Consider the following 18,728-nt stretch of genomic DNA (forward strand, 5'->3'; position numbering starts at 1 on the left):
AATTTCTTACTAATTTTTCATAACACCACCTGGTCTCCTGTGCAAATTAAATGTATCAACAATTTGAAGTTTACCATTATTTGATGTAGTATAATCATCTAGTTCGTTTTTTATCTCGGTTAACCAGTTTTCAGTGCGCATTATTGTCATATCCCAAAAAGGATGAACTAACATGATTACATTTTTATTATTGCGCCCATGTTTAATAATTGGTAAACCTTTAACTTCACCACAGATAGAAAATCCAAAACTTTCGGCGAAGCTATCTCTAAGCATGGTTGCGAATTGAAGCCAACCCTGCAATTCAACAAAGTTATCGAAATTTCCGTCCGTACCACATTTAAATGCACCATCATTTAGCAAACGTATAAGCGAAAGTCCTAATCGCCAATCGAGTAAACTATGATAATTCATGTTACGATAAACTTTTAAACACTCATAACAAGCATCTTTACAATTTTTTCGATGATGTTCTGAATGAATTTTTATTAGATATGATTGAACCTCTACTGGGTTAATCGTTTCGCTAAGTATTTCCTCGAATTTATTATATAGGTATCTTACAAATCCCGATCCGTTTGGTAATTCGTCAGTTAGAATTATTTCTGCAACATTTCTTTTAATAATTGAATCTTCGATCAATTCCTTTTTTATAATATCTGCAATTTCTATTTCTGTTGGATCGACATCGAGTCTATTTGCAAGGACTCTTTGTAGTAAAAATGCGGCTGAATAATATGCTGATCTGACACCACTCGCTTGAGCTTTTACATAAGGATGATCATAATCCATTGAAAACATGTTTAGATTTAATTCTAAAGGAATAGTTAGTGGTGCAATTCTAAAGATTTCCGTCTTCTTATTACTTGCTAGTGCTATTCTTTCCTGCGCCTGTTCTGCATAAATAGTGTAAGAGTGGCCATTTTCGTTAAAAGGGTCGCTCAGATTTTTATCTATTACATCTTGGGTAATCCATTGGTTCGTAAATCTGAAACCTTGACCAAAAGGAAAGTTATTCTGAACATTTGCTAACTTACCTACAAAAAAATTGTCTGAATTAGTGTTAACTCTCCAAGTTACATCCTTATCGGTTATTATTAATCCGGCATTGTTATAAACTTTTCTGTCGGGAGGATTTCCGGGATCATCAATATTCTCAGCAAAAATCGGTGGTCTTGATAACAAGAAATCAGAATCGTCTTTCATGTCATTTCCCATTGAAAGATTAGTTCGATAAGCTCGAGGAGCCTTAAGCATTTCAGGTTGTTGATATTTTTCCATATTTGCTTCCCCACAATTTGGACATGAATCAAAGTGATCCGAAGCTTCCAAAATTGCCTTTTCGGATTCAGAATATGTTTTGAAATTGCCACACGAGCGGCAACGTATAAACCAGCGATTTAAGGAGAATGGTAAATTATTGCTTGTCTTAGCATTAGTCACAGTATCCACACCCCTTATTTTCATGTTTAAAAAATCGCTGGTAAAACCGATGGCGGAGTGAATTGCCTTATCTTTCGTTTTTTGAGCTCCTGGTGCAAATTCATATATAGCCATTGATTGAGCTCTGTCGATTGATAATGGTTCCAAATTTCTATTAATACCGTGATAAAGATTTTTAACAGTAGTTGGCATTCCAAACATTGGTAATATTCCGCCTTCAGCCAATTTTTCCGAGATATCTATAGTAGAAATCTCCTCATTATCAATAATTTTTTGTGCACTTCCAATTAAACCTGAAGTAGACGAAACGTCTAATAGCCAGCTAACAAATTCGCTTCGTTTAGATTGTAAAGTTGGTGTAATTAGGAATTCGATAGTTTCATCAATGACAGATTGATTACTGATTAGCCATGCAATAATTTGAGTTTTGTAACTAATCCAATTACTTTGAAGGTCTCCAATATTTCCAAATTCACCATGTACACTTGATTTTTCTTCAGTATTATTAACATTAATTTGAATAGCATTATATGCTTTTCTGAAAATCTCTTTAGCAAGCAATCTTTTAAAAATCCTTTCTTGTCCCATTGTTAAAAAAGGAGTTGGAGGAGGATCTCCAGTAATTTTTTTAGGATTTGAGAAATAAAACTCATCATGACTTCTACCTCTGCAAAAAGTCAAGATAACGGAATATGCTTGGCCAAGTCTGCCGGCTCGTCCAACACGTTGTTGATAGTTAAACCTCTGCGGAGGCATATTTCCTAGCATTACTGCCTGTAACGCTCCAATATCTACACCTACTTCTAAGGTCGTGGTTACACTTAGCAAATCAATTGTCTTAACCTGCTTTTCTCCTTCGTCCGGCAATATAACGTTTCTAAAATGTCGCTGTCTTTCAAATTGATTATCAGTCTGTCCTGTTAGTTCTTCGCAATGTAGACGGATAGGTGATCTTTGTTGCTTAATCGCGTTATAGGACAAATAATTTTTTATCCAAATATCATTACATACTTTGTCTGGAAGAGTATTTAGAGGTGTAAGAGAGTATGTGCATATGCCGCCACTTAAATGCAAATGAGGTCGATTTCCCCGGGTACTCGTCCAAACTTCATCAGTTGCTTTTGAAACTTTTATAAATAATTCTTCAATAATTACCCCGGTAACGCCATTAAGTATTCCGCTGGCAGATAGTGTATTGAAAATTACAGTTCCCAAGTCAATTTCTGTCTTAGATAACCTATTTGCTACAGCTCTCACATATTTTTTTACTTGACTCGGAAATCGGTCATAATCAGTGAAATTAAATGGATCTGCATCGTCGTTTTTATTGTGTTTAAACTTGTCTCCCAAAATTCTGAGTGTAGAATTAAGTATCTGTAGAAAATCCTCATTAGACAAGCTTAACCTATTTGCATTAGCAGATATTATTTGTAAATCTGGATTGATCGTTACGTAGCCCAAGCCCGAGGACTCAAAGGAATAAAATAGAGAACCAAAAAACATTGTAGCTAAATTACTATATGTTCCTTCCTTTAGGTCGTTGATAAAGGTTAAATCGGCACCCGCAGTCCATTGTTTATTTTCGAAATCAATAAGTGTAAACCAAGGTACAAATTGTGAATTAAGAAGCCTAGTTTGGATATTTATATCATTTCCTCCTGGGTTTATACCTAAATCGACTAAGTGCTTGATCAATGGTGCAAGATTAACTGAATTAGTTATGTCTACTAATTCGCGAACACTAAAGATTCTTTTCCTAATTTTTTCAAGTTGCACAATTGCGAACATCCTTTGTTCAACTATAAGAGGAAAAGTACCAATTAGATTAGAAAGTGCCATTAACCCTTCAATTTCAAGATATTCATCAGCATTATCTATCCTAAATTGCTCTAATACAGATGTGTTTTGGCTTTCCACTGCTTGAAGAATATTGTGCTTAATCATTACTTTTTTATGAAGCTCATCCACTAGTATTTCCCTCAATAAATCTGTAAAGTGATTGCGCTCAATCCCATTTGCGATCTGAGCAGCGTCCTCTCTGCTGTCTGAAAACACTACTAGTTTTCTCTCTGCTTCTGTATCGGGCAGCTGATACATTAATTCCTTTGCGAACATTTGGGTGGTTTTGGCAAAACCTGTTCTGAACCCTCTAATAGGCGATGTTTTGTTTTTGCGTGAATTATTTTTGTACTTCTGATGATTTAATCCGCAACATGGACAGGCATTAGGAAGTGCTCTATGTGTTTCTATTGTGCTTATCTCACCATTTGCGTTAGGTAAAGAGATGTCGTCATTTGATCTGTTAGGTACAATAATAAAATAACGACCTTTTATCCATTTTTCCGGATGATTATTGGCCTTATCATGCGAAAAGTCAATATCTCCTGAAATGGTGTTTAGTGATGCCTCTATCCAACTTGCTTCATAGTCGGTTTGTGAAAATCCATTAACTGTTGTTTGTCGCCAAAAATTTGCCGGAATCATGTGATCAGGGTCATGTCGGGTAAAATCCTGATTCCCTAACGGCCAAAAAACGGCATACTCTTGATAGCTTCTTTTTTCAACTAATTTTGCAGGCGTTTTCTCAGGTATTCCTTCTATATTGGGACTGATTGGTAGTAGCTCAAATGAGTTGTTACCTGATTCATTTTTGGTCACTAAACGGCTACCACCAAAAAGAGTTGTACCACAATTATCGCAATACAAAAGTTCCAGTACCCGGTTTCCCTTTTCCGAATTGATTCTTGTCGTAGAATATAATTTACCAGCAGTCCGATCGGGATCTGCAAATTCTTCCATTAAATCATCAGATTTAATGGAAGCCCACATCCCTTCAATATTTCTAAAAAAATAATGGAATCTAAATCGCGGAAGTTTTCTATCATCAATCATTTGTATGGCCGAATAATCGTCTTCATCAAATAGGGCTCGTGCTATAAATAATCCTCTTAACGCATCATGAAGGTCTATTGTTCCTGTTTGTCCATCGAAAACACTTTCTGCAAAATATTTTTCGGTGCTCTCATCCCCGGTGGCCTGAAATGAGCAAATTGCTTTGTGTGAAATCTTACCATTATCTTCGATTTCGCAAGGAGCATAAAGCCTTTCCTTTAATTTGATGGTAGGATGGGCTAATGTGTTTAGCAATTTTTCGATTCCTGAGCCGGACGAAGATGTATTAAATAAATTGTCTATTAATGCAGCGGATGTTTCACAAGCCGTGCTGAATAGTGGATCAGAGATCTTTCCTTTCACTAAATCATAGGCCCTTGCTATTGCATAAAAAGGTTGCAAAGGTAATTTTGATTCATTTACTGCTAATTTTTCAACAACATTATTTCGGCCTTCAATGATTTTAAAAGGTTTAACAGCATGGTCTACACCAAAAAAATCTTCGAGGAATTTTATGCTTTCATCGTCTCCGGCTTCCAAAGAAGCGCTTGATGCCAATATTCTGAGTTGAGGATGATGAGGATGTAAACCTAGCCGATTCAAAACCAGTTTCAACAAATATGCAACTTCTGTACCTTGTGTCCCTCTGTATAAATGAAGTTCATCAATTACTAAATGAAAAACGCGATGCTTTTTTTCTCTTTCTCTCTGTTCAAACGGTAGATCCTCACACTCTAACCAACTTTTCGTTTGTTCAAAAATTCCTGAATCAACTGTTCGCATAAGCATTATACTTAGCATGGAATAGTTTGTTATCATAATATCTGGAGGGGATATCTGCATATCAAACCTACAACGCATTTCTGATCCATCAAGCCGTTGAAAGAATGACTTTAAATCTTTTGCTTTGTTACCACCGATGGTTTCTTGTTCGATGTATTGATTGACTTTTAGGGCATCTTTTTCAATTTGATTTAAACGATCTTTTAACTGGCTTACCTTTTTTGTGTTAATTGTTGTGGTGCCATCCTCTTTTATTTTTCTCAATTCCCCGGCAACTGGTGAACTTCCATTATAACGTCCGAAATAAATCACATTGCCTTCAGTAAATTCAGATAACCATTGTCGCGTATCATCTGAGTCAAGTGCCTTTCTCAATCGGCTCATTTGATCTTCTACAAGTGCATTCATTGGATATAAAATGAGGGCACGAACGCCAGCAGTCCTTGTCTCGTGATTTCGCTGTCCAGCTGCATCGCCAAACGTAAAGTTTGCTCCATTGACAATTTGTGTTGAACTTAATCCTCCATTCGCTGCGTCCTTTTTCCACCAGGTATTAACTGTTGGAGGTTTGTTGCTGGGAGTTTGCCAATGTGTGAGCTCTTTCGATAACTGAGCGAATAAGGGAAGTAAAAAAGATTCCGTTTTTCCAGATCCGGTACCAGATGTAATTATACAATTGTTACCACTTAAAGCCTCTTTTAACATTTCGGCTTGATGAAAATGTAATTTGGCTGAAGAGGGAAAAAGTCCAGTTTTTACTAAACTACGGAATGTCTCGGCTTCGATTTCGTTTAAGGCATTACCTAAATCTTCAAGCGTTAAGTCATCTATTTTTTTATTACTAGACACATAATCTGGAAGAGGCTCGATCCAAGGCTTACGGTATAAAACCCGATCTGTATTTAATAATGCATAACGCTCCTTTTCTACCCCATTAAATTTGGTTCCGAAAGCAGTTTCAACGTAACGTATAAAATTTTCTTTGATGGTTTCAAAGGAGCCAATGGGGTCTTTCATGGTTGGTTATAAATTATGATCAATTGTTTTTTGACTTAGTTTATTGAACAGGTTTTTTATAAAAACACTATCAATATTTTCATATACGCGATATGACATGTTATTTATGTAAGAATAAACGGGGGCCAATCCGCTCAATAGCATAATTGACCTGGATAGTAAACCTGGCAGTGGAACACCTAAAGGAACAGCAACTTTTCTTTTCGAGGCGTCATATAAAATGACATCCCTTTTTTTGTGTTTTAGTATTAAATATTTCCCCCAATTACTATCTACATCATAACAAACTCCATTAAACCATAGTCGATAATGAAATTCCCACGGACGAAGTCGATATTCAATCAATGTGCATGCTTTGTCGAAATCCGTAACAGACTGTTCCATTTTCAAATTTTGAGGATTAAATATATATCTAGGCCAGTCTTCAAAAGTTAAACTAGATGTATTTTTGCTTAATATTTCTTCCTCGTAACCTGTGGTGTTACTACATAGGAGTTGTAAACTAATTTGTATTAAATCATTAGGATTAAATGTTATTCCTATGTCATTAGCGAAAGCAATTAATCTTTCCTCACCATATTTATCTTTCCCATTTCCAAATGACTTGATAGTTAGTGCGTCGGGGAGTAATAAGTTATGATTGCTAAAATGCTGTCGTGTAAACTCAACTTCCAATTCATATTTTGTAGCATGCTCAATAATTTTGTTTAATAATGATGCGTCACGTCCACCGGTTAGTAGAATTTTGCGTCCTTTTTCACTCGGAATATAAATAAATTGAGGGGGATGAACAACAATTGATTTGTTTTCGTAGTCATAGTCCAAGTACCCTAAGTTGTTATAGAAATTCAAACTTGATTTTTTTACTCTTGAGTACTTATTATTACTATCGCCACTGATTTCGTCAAAAAACTTGGTATAGATTGTATCGAATGCGCTGTAATAATCTGGAGCTGTAAGTGTTTGTTTAAGCGATAAATAAGTGATTAGGATGTTGCCTTGTGAATGATCATATACAGGTGTTACCTTTCCAATATCAAAGTCTTCAATGTTACCTTTATATAGTTGCGTGTAAGGAATTTGTCTCAATAAATTTGGAGAGGTTACATTAATCCCTCTAGATGTTTCTGTGATTTGTAAATTCCCAATCTTCCCATAAAAGTCACGGATGGGAAGATTCTCATATTTTAATGATAGGGCGGTATCATGCGATGAGACTATCTTAAACGTTGCTTCATATCCCGCAAAAGTCTCATTATCAGATTTTATTGAAAAATCGCAGTACAATGATATATTTTCAGGTAAAAGCCATATATTTCCTGCGGATAATTTCTTTTTTAAATAAGTGATTTCTTCTCCATTTTTATACACAAGAGAAATGCTTTCGGTTCCATCGGCGTTTATAATTTCTACTTCCGGAAGGAAATCATCCGTAAATGTTCTAAAGTCAACCTGAAGGGCTGATATAAGTTTAATAGATTTTTCTTTTATAATAGTTAATAGCCCAACAGAATCTATTCCCTTTTGTGGATTTAAAAATTTGTATAGTGAATAACCTACTGGTATATTATCATATTCGTCAGTTTCATCTTGAAACCTCGCACAATCATTTTTAACCCAATTCGATATTAATTCTTTTTTAGCATCCTTACAAAGGATATACATCCAATCAGATTTTGAAAGTGTATCGGTTTCAAGCCAATAATCTGAACTAAATTGCATAGCACCTGCGCTTCTAAATAACCGAATATCTCGATCTTCAAACTTTGCAACCCATCTGTTAAATTTATCTTTTAAAGTCAGGGTGTTACTATAATTAACCTCTAACGTTCTGGAATATCCAAATTTTTCTTCAACTACATTTTTTCCGTCGAAACAGAGGTCTTCTGGAAACTCATTCGATGATCTCATCCTATAGGAAAGATCCATTCTTCCTTCATTTATAGACAATTTAAATTGCAAATAGAGCCTGGAAACTATGTCTCCCGATTGTGAATGAAGTTCAGTGCCTAATGCATCTAAAAGCAATGACTGTCCAGACCATTTGTTATATTCCTTTTTAACCAACTCTATAATTGATTGTCCCAGCTCATTTGTGTCGCTTTTACGAATTATATCAAGGACATTATTTGTAAGTCCCAAAGACTGTGCAGAATATTGAAGTAAGTTTTTTTTAAATTCTGAAAAAGAATAATTAGAATCTGGAACCATTGATGCTTGCTGGAACAAGATTGGTAATTTTTTAATCGCTTTAGGAGGAAATGCGCACTGTGAAAATACTTTCCCTACATATATCCAATTTTGATGGGAGAATGTTCGCAAATAGAAATATCCAAATTCCCCATTATTGATATTGTTTGCCCACTCTATTAAATCTTTCCATAATGGTTCAATTTCAATTAATCTATTTCTTAGATTTTGAGTTATACCATTCAAATTTAGAAATTCCGCTAAACGATCATAATAATTGTTGGAGTTATAATTTCCTTGTATTTCGATTAGTGGCAGAACAAGAAAAATAAGATACCCTATATAGGGCGGATATATAATTTCAACACCATCTATTGATTTTAACCCGGGTACTTGCCATTTTTCGTAAAGGTGCGTTGCTTTACTTATTATATCTGGATAATTTTGTGAACCTGGAATGCTGTTCTTTATTTTTCTAATAAAATTGTCCCAGATTTCTTCCTCTGTCTCTTCATTAAAATATGGCCTAGCTAAATTTAAAATATCATTTTTGGAAACATATAGATATATCTCAATCCCAGCTTTTTGAGTATTAAAAAGATAACTTGAAATTAAATTATTCCATTCGAGGTACTTCATTTATTATTAAAATTGTAATGTTAAGCTCTGCTAAAAATCATTTATTTGTAAAGTGCTCGTAGATACTTTGATTGATTTTCGAGTTCAGGGAACAATGTCGCTTCATTAATTCCAAGGGCATCAAGCTCGTCCAAAATAGCCTTCTTTAAATTAGAAATAATTGCATTGTTAGTTTTGAAATTTTTTAATATCCAGTCGTTCGAGACGGAAGCAGGAACTGACTTGATGTTATCAATTCCGAAAAGAAAAAAAGCACCACTTTGCTTTATAATTCTACTATTACTATGCTTAGTTTTTACTGCTATCACCCGTCTAATGTCATTTTTGTCAATAATTGGCAGAAATTGAGGCTTATCATCTCTGATTTCGTGTAGCAACTTCAAAATTGCCTCTTTTTTATTAAATTGGATTAAATCTTCAGTATATAATTCATTGATTTTAAAATTTAATGGTCTTTTTGCGATATTCGCCAATATTGTTACAGTATCACTATCATAATACTTGATTTCTGTTTTAGGTACTTTAAAAATAAGAATCTCGCCTGTAGCCTTGGGCTTCGTTGCGCAAGCAAAATATAAAGCAACTAAAGGATTTGAGGTGATATCTAATAGTCGGGTAGGTAACCCATAGTGTTGCATCTTAACAAGCTTTTCTATAGCAGTTTTATCTGAATTAAAGTCGTTAGGTGCTCTTAAAATTATTTCTTTATAAATATTGTCCTCATTTTGGATATATTTTCTTCGGTATATGCTTGGCGCTAAAGAATAATTCAAATCGTCATGTCCGCGGAAAAAATATTCATGCGTTTTGCTTTTTTTTATCTCCTTTAATTGGTCAAGAAATGATGTTATGCTTGTGATCGGCATGAGAGGCTTATTTATAATATTATTATGGAAAGTTAGCAAACTATTTGATTTTATACCTTTTTATATTCTGCAATGATATTCTTAAATTTACATTAAGCTTTTTAAGTACCTCTCAGAAATTTAAAGCGTGATGCCATGCCTAATAAATATTTTAAACCTCATGAAGCTTTCAACCTCAACCCACATCCATATGATATAGGTATTTTCACAGGGTTGAAAAATGGATTTGAGGATAATCTTTTCATAAAAAAACTATTTACCCTACCTGAACAGGAATACCCTGTCTTTTATCAATATCACCTTGTTTATTTTCTAGGAAAAGAACCAGAGGGTGAGGAGGAATTTTTCACCTTTGTCTGGCAGGTCGTTTTGAGGCGTATTAACTTTATTGAGTATAAAAACCCATTTAATTCAAGTCATGCCACGGACATGGAAATACTCGAGAAGCTTATAACTTTCCAAAAGTATCTTCGCTCCATTGACCAGTGGCATATCCAAAAAACCCTCCCTGAAATTATTTCCGATCAAACCGAACTGATCAGGAAGCAACAAACAGAAATTGCAGATTTAAAGGCGGAACTAAAAGAAACCCGTCAGTGGGATGGCTATATCAACATCAGGAATGAACAAGCTTTAGCTATACTAGATCTATTCCTGCAAATGCAGAAATTGAAAGCGCCGGATGGCAACGAATTGTTGATCACTCCTGCACAAAATACCTGGGCCAAAATGATCAGCAAATATTTCCGGGAATATGACCAGGAAAACATTGGCCAGGTCAAAGAAATCAAGATAGATAAATTACGTTACTATCTCCGGGGCATTGACCCAAAAGATCCTCTAAAAAGGGAGAATGAAATACCTGAAAAGCACAGACTTTACACCATTACTCCTGCAAAAAAGAAGAAATAACGTTTTTACGGCTCATCATCCGATCTAAAAGAAACGGCTTTCTATCAATCTGATAATAAGAATTTTAACAGTGCTCCCCAAGCATATCCAAACCTTCTCAATTTACCACGCAAACCCGGTGGTAACAAAAAGCTAAATCCATAGCATTCCTTTGTCCCAAAACAAAGGCTATGGAGATTATCAATGAACAAACCCTTTGCCAGTGCATCCGGGATGCATTGCGGGCAGAATTACAGGAGCATTTTAGAACAGGTGGCAATTCCAGTCAGGAACAGCAGGAACGCCTGTTGTCCAAACAGGAAATATCCGCCGAGCTTGGCGTATCACTGGTCACCCTGACGGACTGGATGAAAAAGGGGCTGCCCTTTTTACGCCTGCACAGGCGTGTGTATTTCAAAAAAAGCGAAGTGCTTAGGATCATGCAGCAAGACATTACAGATTAATTTAAGGAGGGAATTATTATGCACATGGAGATCATCACTAAGGAGGATTTAAAACAATTAAAGACCGAGATGCTGGCCGAGATCAGACAGCTCATTAAACCGGAAGACAGGCAGAATAAACAATGGCTGAAAAGCGCCGAAGTGCGCAAACTGCTCAACATCTCACCGGGAACCCTGCAAAATTTACGCATCAACGGTACGCTGCGATTTACCAAGATCGGCGGGATGATGTACTACAAACTGGAAGACATCAACAGGCTATTAGAGGGAGGTAACCAATGACCGGAACAGGCATCCATAACAAGGCGGCGGACTACGGCAAACTGTTCAGACGCATGGGTGCAGACAGCAGGATACTGGCCACCCATGTCAGCCTGTTTACCGCACTTTTTGTGTGCTGGCAGCATGGCGGTTTTATCAGCCCCTTTGCTGTTACCCGCAAAAAGCTGATGGCCTATAGCAGGATCGCATCGATTGCCACCTACCACAAATGCATCAAAGAACTGGATGCATTTGGGTACATCCGCTACCAGCCATCCTACCACCCGATCAGTGGCAGCCTGGTCTATTGGCCGCCCGGTTGAGCTGGGCTGTCGACCAATGAAAAGGAGCCGGGAAATCCCGGCGAAGTTTTGAGCCCTGATATTCCTTTCAGGAGCCATCAAGGCATGGAAACCGCTAAGGTTTGCCGAAGCTTTTAGCACGTCAAACTTATGCGCTTTGTAGGGAGCGAGTTAATGTTTTTGCTATACAAAAACCCGGATTCACCCTAAAGGGATGCCCCGGACTCGCTCCCGTTGGTCGATTAAAAAAAGGAATTAAGAAAGAATCTACTGAAGATTTGGAAAGGAACACAGCGCATGAAAACAGCGACAACTGGTAGTGAAATAAAGAAAAAAAGGGTACCCGGCAGACCAAAAAAAACAATCAGCCGTAGTGACCTGCTGATGATCCGGTTAACCCCGACGGAAAAACAACTGATCGGGCAACGGGCAAAAAATGCGGGGCTGAAACCTAGTGAATGGTTCCGCAGGGCGGCAAAGAGTGCAAGGGTTTTTCCCCGCTTTACCCAAGAGGAAAGCGGATGGTTCAGGATGCTATCGGGGATGGCCAATAACCTCAACCAGTTGACCCACCTCGCCCACGTGGAGGGGTTGCCTACGCTGGCTTTAAAATGCCAGGCACTGATCAGGCAAATAGAAGAACTGTTAACCAAAATCAATAGCCATGATCGGTAAACCGATCACAGGAAGAAGCTTCGGGGGCTGTGTCCGCTACATCGTGGATAAGCCCGAAGCGAAGATCCTTTTTGCCGAGGGTGTAAGGATGCAGAACGCCACCACGTTAACCAATGATTTTAACCTGCAACGCAAAATGAGGCCGGAACTGGGCAAGGCGGTGGGTCATCTGGTCTTAAGTTGGAGCAAGGAAGACCTGCCCAAACTGACAGATGAGATCATGCTGGAACATGCCAAAGAGTATATGCATAAGATGGGTATCCGGGATACACAATACGTGGTGGTACGTCACCATGATAGACTGCACCCACATTTGCACGTGGTCTATAACCGGGTCGATAACAAGGGGGCTACGATCACCGATAAGAATAGTTACGCACGCAATATCAAAGCCTGCAGGGAGCTTACCCTGAAATACGGTTACCATTGGGGCAAGGGCAAAGAGCAGGTCAACAGGCAGGCTTTAAACGGCAAGGAAAAGATCAGGTATGAACTGTATGATGCCATCAAGGCGGCTATGAAAACGTCCAAGAACTGGAAAGAGTTGGAAGCTAAGCTGACCGTACGGGGTATCGGTATCGCCTATAAGTTCAAAAGCGGTACCAAAGAAGTGCAGGGCATCTCTTTTGAAAAGGGCGGGCTGAAAATGAAGGGCTCCGCTATTGATAGGAGTTTAAGCTTTTCCCGTATGGATTTACAGCTGAACCGCAACCAGCATGTACATGCTTATCATGCCGCAAGGGAGGCGCATCAGCCTGCATTGGCGCAGCAGTTACGGGAGGCCATCCGGCAGGACATTCATGCCGAACATGGGCATAGCCCGAGCGTGGTTAACGTAGTTGAAAACCTGCTGAATATCCTGCTTAGGCCGGAGTTTGTGCCATCGGCATCAGACCCGGTTGGTGATGCAGAAATAGCCCGAAGGAAACGAAAGAAACACCAGGCAGAGCAATCCCAGGGAGTAACCAGATAAATAAACAAACTGTTCACCACTAAAATTCAATGTTATGGAACATGACGAATTAGAAGAAAAAGTAACAATGGCCGAGGAACTCATTCTGGGCTTAGTTAAGCGAATGGAAGTCATCGAAAGCGAACTGCCGGAATTTCTAAAGACATTTTTGCAGCAGTATAAGGAGACTTTAGCAAACATCTCTGGCCAGATAGAAAAGTCTAACGAACGTTATGACGATCAGAAGATCAGCCAGCAGATCGATCAGGTCAAAGACCTCGTAGGCACTATTCCCAAGGTGATCACCGTAAAAAACGACCACCACCACCATTTCGGGGCTTGGTCAAAAAACCTAATCATTGGTGTAGCGGCCTGTGTCCTAGTTACGGCCTTATCTACAGGAACAGCTTTGTACCTGAACCACGAAAATAACCATCTTGCGGCCAATGATATCAAATTTCGTGCTATCAGGCAGATAGCTCCAAGATGGGGACATTGGGCGGATACCACCTACAGCCGTAATCCCAAGGTAATGGAAGAGAACACAATCAAGCTGGAAACCGAAGCGTTGGAAAAAGCCTATGCGGAAGAAGTCGCCAGAGAAACGGCTGAAGAGGCGAAGCGGGCCAAGAAGCGGCTGCATTCGCTGAAAAAGAAAGATTGAGTTTGTTTAGATAAGAGGTGCGACTAAATGCAATCTAGGTGACGATATGAAATAATTTGCCACTCAACAAATAATGAATGGCAAATCAGAGGGGGTGATCATATCAAACCCTTTCCTTTTTTGATGGTAGAACCGGATAATTATCCAAATAATTTAAGCAGGTCATCTTTCCCAAGCGATTTTAATATCCCTTCATGGGTCGGGATCAGTTCACTAATAGCTTTCTTTTTCTCCAATGGAACCTGTTTATATTGCGCCACAAGCGAATGTGATGGAACTTTCAAAACGTAAGAAGAAAAAGAAAGGTATAGATCAAAGTCAAGGCATACAACGATGAAATCAAATATGATTTCTGTATTAACAGAGATATAAATTTCGAACTTTAACGTGAAAAGGTTACTTTAGAAAGCAGTATGCTTCTTACGTTGCTAAGGACTTAAACCAACTCAAATGATTAATGAACGTTTCGAATGTGAAATTTTAAGAGCTAGCAGAACCCGGCTATTGCAATTGATTGAAAAAAGTAATTATGAAATATTATTTGAAATTCCAGAAGGTTTTAACAATAATATAATTTGGCAAATTGGTCATTGTATCACTTCTCAACAGCGGCATATGTACATGCGTAGTGGATTACCAATGTACATATCTAACGAATTCGAAGAGTCCTTCAAGATTGGATCGTCCCCACGTTCATGGAAAGTTACTCCAGATGCTAACGAGGTGAAACATTTATTGATAGACACGGTGAACCACCTTGAATCAGATTTGAAATCCGGATTGTTCGCCAACTATACACCATTTGAGTTACCCATCGGATTTCAAGTAAAAAATCATGTCGATGCACTAAAAGCCGCTAATTATCACGAAGCGGAGCATAGTGGGATGATTTTTACTTATTTAAAGTTGTTAATCAAAAAATGAAGTATATCGATTAACCAACCAATCTGAAAAACAGCTGGCTAAAAGGTAGCGAACAAAATTAGTACAATATACGTATAAACGACAAAGCGTAATAGTTGAATTACTTATTTTTTAAAAGCTCATTTTTTTCACGCTCGCTTGTTAGCAATCGCTCATAAAGACTTTTATTTTCCTCAACTACTTCCATTAATTTATCAAGAGGGTTGAAAGTACAATGATTATTGAATGTACTTGTGCTACTATCGTTAAACGTATTAAAGAAATTGACGATGCCTTCTTCACTGAAATTTTTGATTCCCGATACAGTTACGCCAAGTATCTTTGCAATTTTTTCCAAAGTTGAATCTTCTACCTCTTCGCTTTGCTCAATTTTAGAAATCGTTTGCTGGCTTACGCCAAGTTCAATGGCAAGATAATCTTGCTTTATCCCTCTGATTTCACGAATACGACTAATTTTTCTGCCGATGTGCATGTTGCTAGATTTAGTAGGTGTTTCCATAGAGCCAAATATAATTATTTTTTTAGGTAGTAGAGAACCAATAAATGATGGTAAGGTACCACTTTAATTGGTAGGTTACGGCATTGCCGTACCGCATTTTTGATCTCAGAAATCAAAAATGTAACGATTATGGAAACACAATTCTCGCAATCTGGTCAGTTCCAGAAAGAAAAATTTTCCGGCTTTATCAAAGAGCTGGTTCAAAAATTCAAGCCCGAGCAAATCTATAGCTTTGGAAAAAACATCGATTTTAAAGTCAATAACGGGTGCTTTATAGAGAACCGCAATACAGATAACTATCATTATTTTTTGTTGATGGTGACCGAAAGCGTTACCAGAATTGAACACGAGGTGCAAGACTTTGCTAACAATCATTATCCTTTCGGAAAGATCACCATATTGGCTCATGGGCAAGAAACCATTGCAGAGGCAATAAAGGCCAATAACAGGTTCTTCATCACCATTTATAATGAGGGTCAGATTCTCTATAGTCGGGATGGTATGGTACAACCCTTTCAGGCTATAAGTTTGATACCTACACAGGGAGCGGTAAAAGCCCAAAAACATTACAACCACCGCTTTCCGTTGGCAATAGGTTTTTTGGCAAGTGCAAAAGAATGCCTGACCAAACAACATTACAATCTAAGTGCATTTATGGCTCATCAGGTAGTAGAACAATGCTGTATTGTTTTGATAAGGGTTCATCTGGCTTACCGCTCTGATATACACAACCTATATAGGCAGCTTCGGTTGTGCGATAGCTTTTCTCCGGCACCATCAAGGTTATTCTTATCGGGCAGTGAAGAGGACAAAAGGCTCTTTGATATCATGGTAAAAAGTTATTCCGCTGCACGTTACAAGGATGACTTTAAGGTTGAACAAGCCGATGCAGAGCAAATTTTCACCCGTGTTTCAACCTTTTTAAAGCTTACCGAGATTATGTGCGGTGACAAGATAAAATCCCTTGCAAAAGTGGCGGAATCCTACATACAATTAAAAAAAGAAAGTGAGGTGGATTATGCCGGATAAAACTATTGCATCAATGAACTTCTTTCATTTGCCCTTTACGCCAAATACAAGAATACTTACAGAAAATACACTGAACCAATATTCCGAAATCAGAAAACCCAAAAGAGGTTATTTCCCCATTAAAATCAGAAAAATATCTTTCAGCAATGAACTGCTTGTAATAGGTGTAATTCTGGACAAAGAGCCTGAAGAACTTGTTTACATTAAGGTTACCGCCTCCGAACTATTAATAAGTTGCAGCGTTGATACCCATGAAAACTATTTGAGCCGATACGCTTATTTTTCGCTTGCCCAATTAATGTACTATGACACTGAATATGATTTCGAAGACTATTATTGGCCGGATTTCTTTGATCAGAAAACAGGGGAATCTAAGTACCTGATGATTAACAAGTCGAAAGATAATTTACATGTGTCTTCAAAAGTAAGATATAAAGGATTCTATAAACCGAAAAAACAACTTCCTGTAATATCGCAAAATCCTGTTCCGTTAAGAAAAGCAGTTCCCTGCATTCAGGAACAACCACCTAAAGAAACGCATGTGATATTAGGTTTCTGCCTGGCCGATTCTAATAATGAATGGTATCGAACTAACCATTATCCCTTTTTGGTTCCCTATACAGGGATTTTGAACAAGGCCAAAACCGATTTAAGAAGCTTTACAACATATGTGCTTAATGAAATTCACCTGCCGGAAATCGATCTTACGGATGAGCAGCAAAAACTCGTTGAGATTTGCTTCGACATGAGGAAGCTCGCCTTAGTAGCAAGCCCAGCATATAAAGATGATGTTAGTAAGCTTGCTGAAAAACGGGAACAGAACCAATATAATTTCAATAAGCTTTTTGAGTTATGGCAAAAGGTGCTTCCTTTACTTTCAGGAAGATTGTACACACACTACAATTATACATATGGAATGCGTAATGTAAAGGGCAAACCAAGAAGATCATCCATGATTCCTTGTAGCTTTAGCAGTGAAACGCCGGAAATTTGTTTTCTATGGAAAGATATGGGCGATTACTATAAACTCGAACTCCGGTTGCGGATTGCCGGAAAAATCCATCAGATACAATATTATTATAACACGGCTTTTTTTGCGATGCTGTCTTACAATCCGAGAAGATATGCGCTGTTAAATTCGGTTATCGATAGTGAGCTTCTTGTTTTTTTCCAAAAAAGCCAATTTCAACTATAGGTACTGAAGAAACATTATGATGGTGATTTTAAAGATTTTGTAGATCGATTAAGGATGGGATATAACTTTATTGATAAATAAAGATCACGAAAAAAATAAAAACTCGAAATCATTTGCTCATATTCATAGGATTTAGGGGTATGGTTATTGTAGAAATAATTCTTTATTTTTGTGTTAACACTCAATATCATATCCATGCACATAGAAACACGTAAATTACATTTGATAGAAGAAATGCTCAAAGTAAAGAGTGAAGCTACTTTATCTGCTTTGGAGAAGCTATTAAAGAATACCAATAATAGAACAGTTAAGAAAACGCCAAGCTTAAAAGATTTTTCTGGAATCTGGTCTAAGGACGAGGCGGAAGAAATGGAACGTATAATTGCAGAATCTTGTGAAACAATCCACCCAGATGACTGGAAGTAATCTATTAGACACCAATATCGTTATTGAGTTATTTAAAGGCAATCCAACAATTACAGAGTTTCTTGAAACCCTAGAGGAGGAAATAAACATTCCTTTTGCTGTACTAGGAGAACTATATCTGGGTGCTTACAGATCAGCTAACCCAAAAAAGCACATTAAACAGATCAACTCTTTTCTAGAAAGGTGTAATGTTCTTATTGCTGATGATGAAACAGCAAATCACTATGCCTTAATCAAAACTGCCTTGTTGCAAAAAGGTAAGCCAATACCGGAGAATGACATGTGGATAGCCGCAGTATCAAAGCAATTTGACCTAAAGTTACACACCAAGGACAAGCACTTTAAGGAAATAGACAACCTAAATTTAAAGAGCTGGTAATCCTTGCCATATATTTGCTTATTAATCAGCACCCCCCGCACGGTGCGGCCTGCGAAACCCCATCACACGTAAGCCAACCCGCTGTTCTCGCTCTGGGCATTTACGGAGTTGTTTACCTTGGTTTCCTGCCATAGTACATTGGTCGTGTGGTATATGATCGGCACCCTTTGCAGTGGGATAAAAACCACGCATTGCAATAACAATACGTGGTCAATAGATGAAAAGTGCTATTGGCTT

The 18,728-nt window shown here is 37.7% G+C and carries 16 protein-coding genes; 12 read left to right on the forward strand and 4 right to left on the reverse strand.

Translation table 11 applies throughout. From position 1 onward, the window contains the following. Positions 1-9: 9 nt before the first annotated feature. Genes ACN1CD_RS04070 through ACN1CD_RS04080 form a run of 3 tightly spaced genes read right to left on the reverse strand, consistent with a single transcriptional unit; the run spans position 10 to position 9,830 of the window. Positions 10-6,135 carry a DEAD/DEAH box helicase gene (locus ACN1CD_RS04070; RefSeq protein ID WP_419128982.1) on the reverse strand — a complete coding sequence of 2,042 codons (6,126 nt, stop codon included), beginning with the start codon at positions 6,133-6,135 and terminating at the stop codon, positions 10-12. A 6-nt stretch (positions 6,136-6,141) separates the two neighbouring features. Further along, positions 6,142-8,964, reverse strand: a complete 2,823-nt coding sequence (locus ACN1CD_RS04075) for a hypothetical protein (protein WP_419128983.1) — start codon at positions 8,962-8,964, stop codon at positions 6,142-6,144. Positions 8,965-9,005: 41 nt separating this feature from the next. Then, the gene (locus ACN1CD_RS04080; protein WP_419128985.1) at positions 9,006-9,830 is read right to left on the reverse strand and encodes an FRG domain-containing protein; all 825 of its coding nucleotides are present in this window, start codon (positions 9,828-9,830) and stop codon (positions 9,006-9,008) included. Positions 9,831-9,965: 135 nt separating this feature from the next. Here ACN1CD_RS04080 and ACN1CD_RS04085 point away from each other — a divergent pair, with 135 nt between their 5' ends. The 8 genes from ACN1CD_RS04085 to ACN1CD_RS04120 all read left to right on the forward strand — a co-directional run bounded on the left by ACN1CD_RS04085 (position 9,966) and on the right by ACN1CD_RS04120 (position 14,963). Then, entirely contained in the window at positions 9,966-10,742 is a 777-nt protein-coding gene (locus ACN1CD_RS04085) for a hypothetical protein (protein ID WP_419128986.1), read from the forward strand. Positions 10,743-10,912: 170 nt separating this feature from the next. Next, on the forward strand, positions 10,913-11,185 hold the full coding sequence (locus ACN1CD_RS04090; protein ID WP_419128987.1) for a helix-turn-helix transcriptional regulator: 273 nt from the start codon (positions 10,913-10,915) through the stop codon (positions 11,183-11,185). Positions 11,186-11,203: 18 nt separating this feature from the next. Then, positions 11,204-11,467, forward strand: a complete 264-nt coding sequence (locus ACN1CD_RS04095) for a helix-turn-helix domain-containing protein (RefSeq protein ID WP_419128988.1) — start codon at positions 11,204-11,206, stop codon at positions 11,465-11,467. Next, positions 11,464-11,769 carry a hypothetical protein gene (locus ACN1CD_RS04100; RefSeq protein WP_419128989.1) on the forward strand — a complete coding sequence of 102 codons (306 nt, stop codon included), beginning with the start codon at positions 11,464-11,466 and terminating at the stop codon, positions 11,767-11,769. The genes ACN1CD_RS04095 and ACN1CD_RS04100 overlap by 4 nt, the downstream gene beginning before the upstream one ends. A gap of 276 nt (positions 11,770-12,045) precedes the next feature. Next, positions 12,046-12,423: a plasmid mobilization protein gene (locus tag ACN1CD_RS04105; protein ID WP_419128990.1), complete on the forward strand. Its 378-nt coding sequence runs from the start codon at positions 12,046-12,048 to the stop codon at positions 12,421-12,423. Beyond that, a complete protein-coding gene (locus ACN1CD_RS04110) occupies positions 12,413-13,396 on the forward strand; it encodes a relaxase/mobilization nuclease domain-containing protein (protein WP_419128991.1) in 984 nt (327 codons plus the stop codon). The genes ACN1CD_RS04105 and ACN1CD_RS04110 overlap by 11 nt, the downstream gene beginning before the upstream one ends. Positions 13,397-13,430: 34 nt before the next feature. Further along, positions 13,431-14,039 carry a hypothetical protein gene (locus tag ACN1CD_RS04115; RefSeq protein WP_419128993.1) on the forward strand — a complete coding sequence of 203 codons (609 nt, stop codon included), beginning with the start codon at positions 13,431-13,433 and terminating at the stop codon, positions 14,037-14,039. Between the two features lie 450 nt (positions 14,040-14,489). Then, positions 14,490-14,963 carry a DinB family protein gene (locus ACN1CD_RS04120; protein ID WP_419128994.1) on the forward strand — a complete coding sequence of 158 codons (474 nt, stop codon included), beginning with the start codon at positions 14,490-14,492 and terminating at the stop codon, positions 14,961-14,963. A gap of 100 nt (positions 14,964-15,063) precedes the next feature. On the opposite strand, the gene ACN1CD_RS04125 is transcribed toward ACN1CD_RS04120, so the two are convergent. Then, positions 15,064-15,462: a helix-turn-helix domain-containing protein gene (locus ACN1CD_RS04125; protein WP_419128995.1), complete on the reverse strand. Its 399-nt coding sequence runs from the start codon at positions 15,460-15,462 to the stop codon at positions 15,064-15,066. Between the two features lie 129 nt (positions 15,463-15,591). Between ACN1CD_RS04125 and ACN1CD_RS04130 the strand changes: the two genes are divergently transcribed. From ACN1CD_RS04130 to ACN1CD_RS04145, 4 genes are all read left to right on the forward strand, one after another. Then, positions 15,592-16,491, forward strand: coding sequence for a HEPN domain-containing protein (locus ACN1CD_RS04130; protein ID WP_419128997.1), 900 nt, complete (start codon positions 15,592-15,594; stop codon positions 16,489-16,491). 13 nt (positions 16,492-16,504) lie between these two features. Next, on the forward strand, positions 16,505-17,686 hold the full coding sequence (locus tag ACN1CD_RS04135) for a hypothetical protein (RefSeq protein WP_419128998.1): 1,182 nt from the start codon (positions 16,505-16,507) through the stop codon (positions 17,684-17,686). A gap of 195 nt (positions 17,687-17,881) precedes the next feature. Next, positions 17,882-18,112 carry a hypothetical protein gene (locus ACN1CD_RS04140; RefSeq protein ID WP_419128999.1) on the forward strand — a complete coding sequence of 77 codons (231 nt, stop codon included), beginning with the start codon at positions 17,882-17,884 and terminating at the stop codon, positions 18,110-18,112. Next, on the forward strand, positions 18,099-18,491 hold the full coding sequence (locus tag ACN1CD_RS04145; RefSeq protein WP_121284641.1) for a type II toxin-antitoxin system VapC family toxin: 393 nt from the start codon (positions 18,099-18,101) through the stop codon (positions 18,489-18,491). Before ACN1CD_RS04140 ends, ACN1CD_RS04145 begins: the two co-directional genes overlap by 14 nt. Positions 18,492-18,728: the final 237 nt, after the last annotated feature.

The sequence above is a fragment of the Pedobacter sp. N23S346 genome, from assembly GCF_048515415.1.
Lineage (GTDB): Bacteria > Bacteroidota > Bacteroidia > Sphingobacteriales > Sphingobacteriaceae > Pedobacter.

Coding starts and splice junctions, on each gene's coding strand:
- ACN1CD_RS04070 (WP_419128982.1), bottom strand. CDS start 6,135: ATGAAAGACCCCATTGGCTCCTTTGAAACCATCAAAGAAAATTTTATA.
- ACN1CD_RS04075 (WP_419128983.1), bottom strand. CDS start 8,964: ATGAAGTACCTCGAATGGAATAATTTAATTTCAAGTTATCTTTTTAAT.
- ACN1CD_RS04080 (WP_419128985.1), bottom strand. CDS start 9,830: ATGCCGATCACAAGCATAACATCATTTCTTGACCAATTAAAGGAGATA.
- ACN1CD_RS04085 (WP_419128986.1), top strand. CDS start 9,966: ATGCCTAATAAATATTTTAAACCTCATGAAGCTTTCAACCTCAACCCA.
- ACN1CD_RS04090 (WP_419128987.1), top strand. CDS start 10,913: ATGGAGATTATCAATGAACAAACCCTTTGCCAGTGCATCCGGGATGCA.
- ACN1CD_RS04095 (WP_419128988.1), top strand. CDS start 11,204: ATGCACATGGAGATCATCACTAAGGAGGATTTAAAACAATTAAAGACC.
- ACN1CD_RS04100 (WP_419128989.1), top strand. CDS start 11,464: ATGACCGGAACAGGCATCCATAACAAGGCGGCGGACTACGGCAAACTG.
- ACN1CD_RS04105 (WP_419128990.1), top strand. CDS start 12,046: ATGAAAACAGCGACAACTGGTAGTGAAATAAAGAAAAAAAGGGTACCC.
- ACN1CD_RS04110 (WP_419128991.1), top strand. CDS start 12,413: ATGATCGGTAAACCGATCACAGGAAGAAGCTTCGGGGGCTGTGTCCGC.
- ACN1CD_RS04115 (WP_419128993.1), top strand. CDS start 13,431: ATGGAACATGACGAATTAGAAGAAAAAGTAACAATGGCCGAGGAACTC.
- ACN1CD_RS04120 (WP_419128994.1), top strand. CDS start 14,490: ATGATTAATGAACGTTTCGAATGTGAAATTTTAAGAGCTAGCAGAACC.
- ACN1CD_RS04125 (WP_419128995.1), bottom strand. CDS start 15,462: ATGGAAACACCTACTAAATCTAGCAACATGCACATCGGCAGAAAAATT.
- ACN1CD_RS04130 (WP_419128997.1), top strand. CDS start 15,592: ATGGAAACACAATTCTCGCAATCTGGTCAGTTCCAGAAAGAAAAATTT.
- ACN1CD_RS04135 (WP_419128998.1), top strand. CDS start 16,505: ATGAACTTCTTTCATTTGCCCTTTACGCCAAATACAAGAATACTTACA.
- ACN1CD_RS04140 (WP_419128999.1), top strand. CDS start 17,882: ATGCACATAGAAACACGTAAATTACATTTGATAGAAGAAATGCTCAAA.
- ACN1CD_RS04145 (WP_121284641.1), top strand. CDS start 18,099: ATGACTGGAAGTAATCTATTAGACACCAATATCGTTATTGAGTTATTT.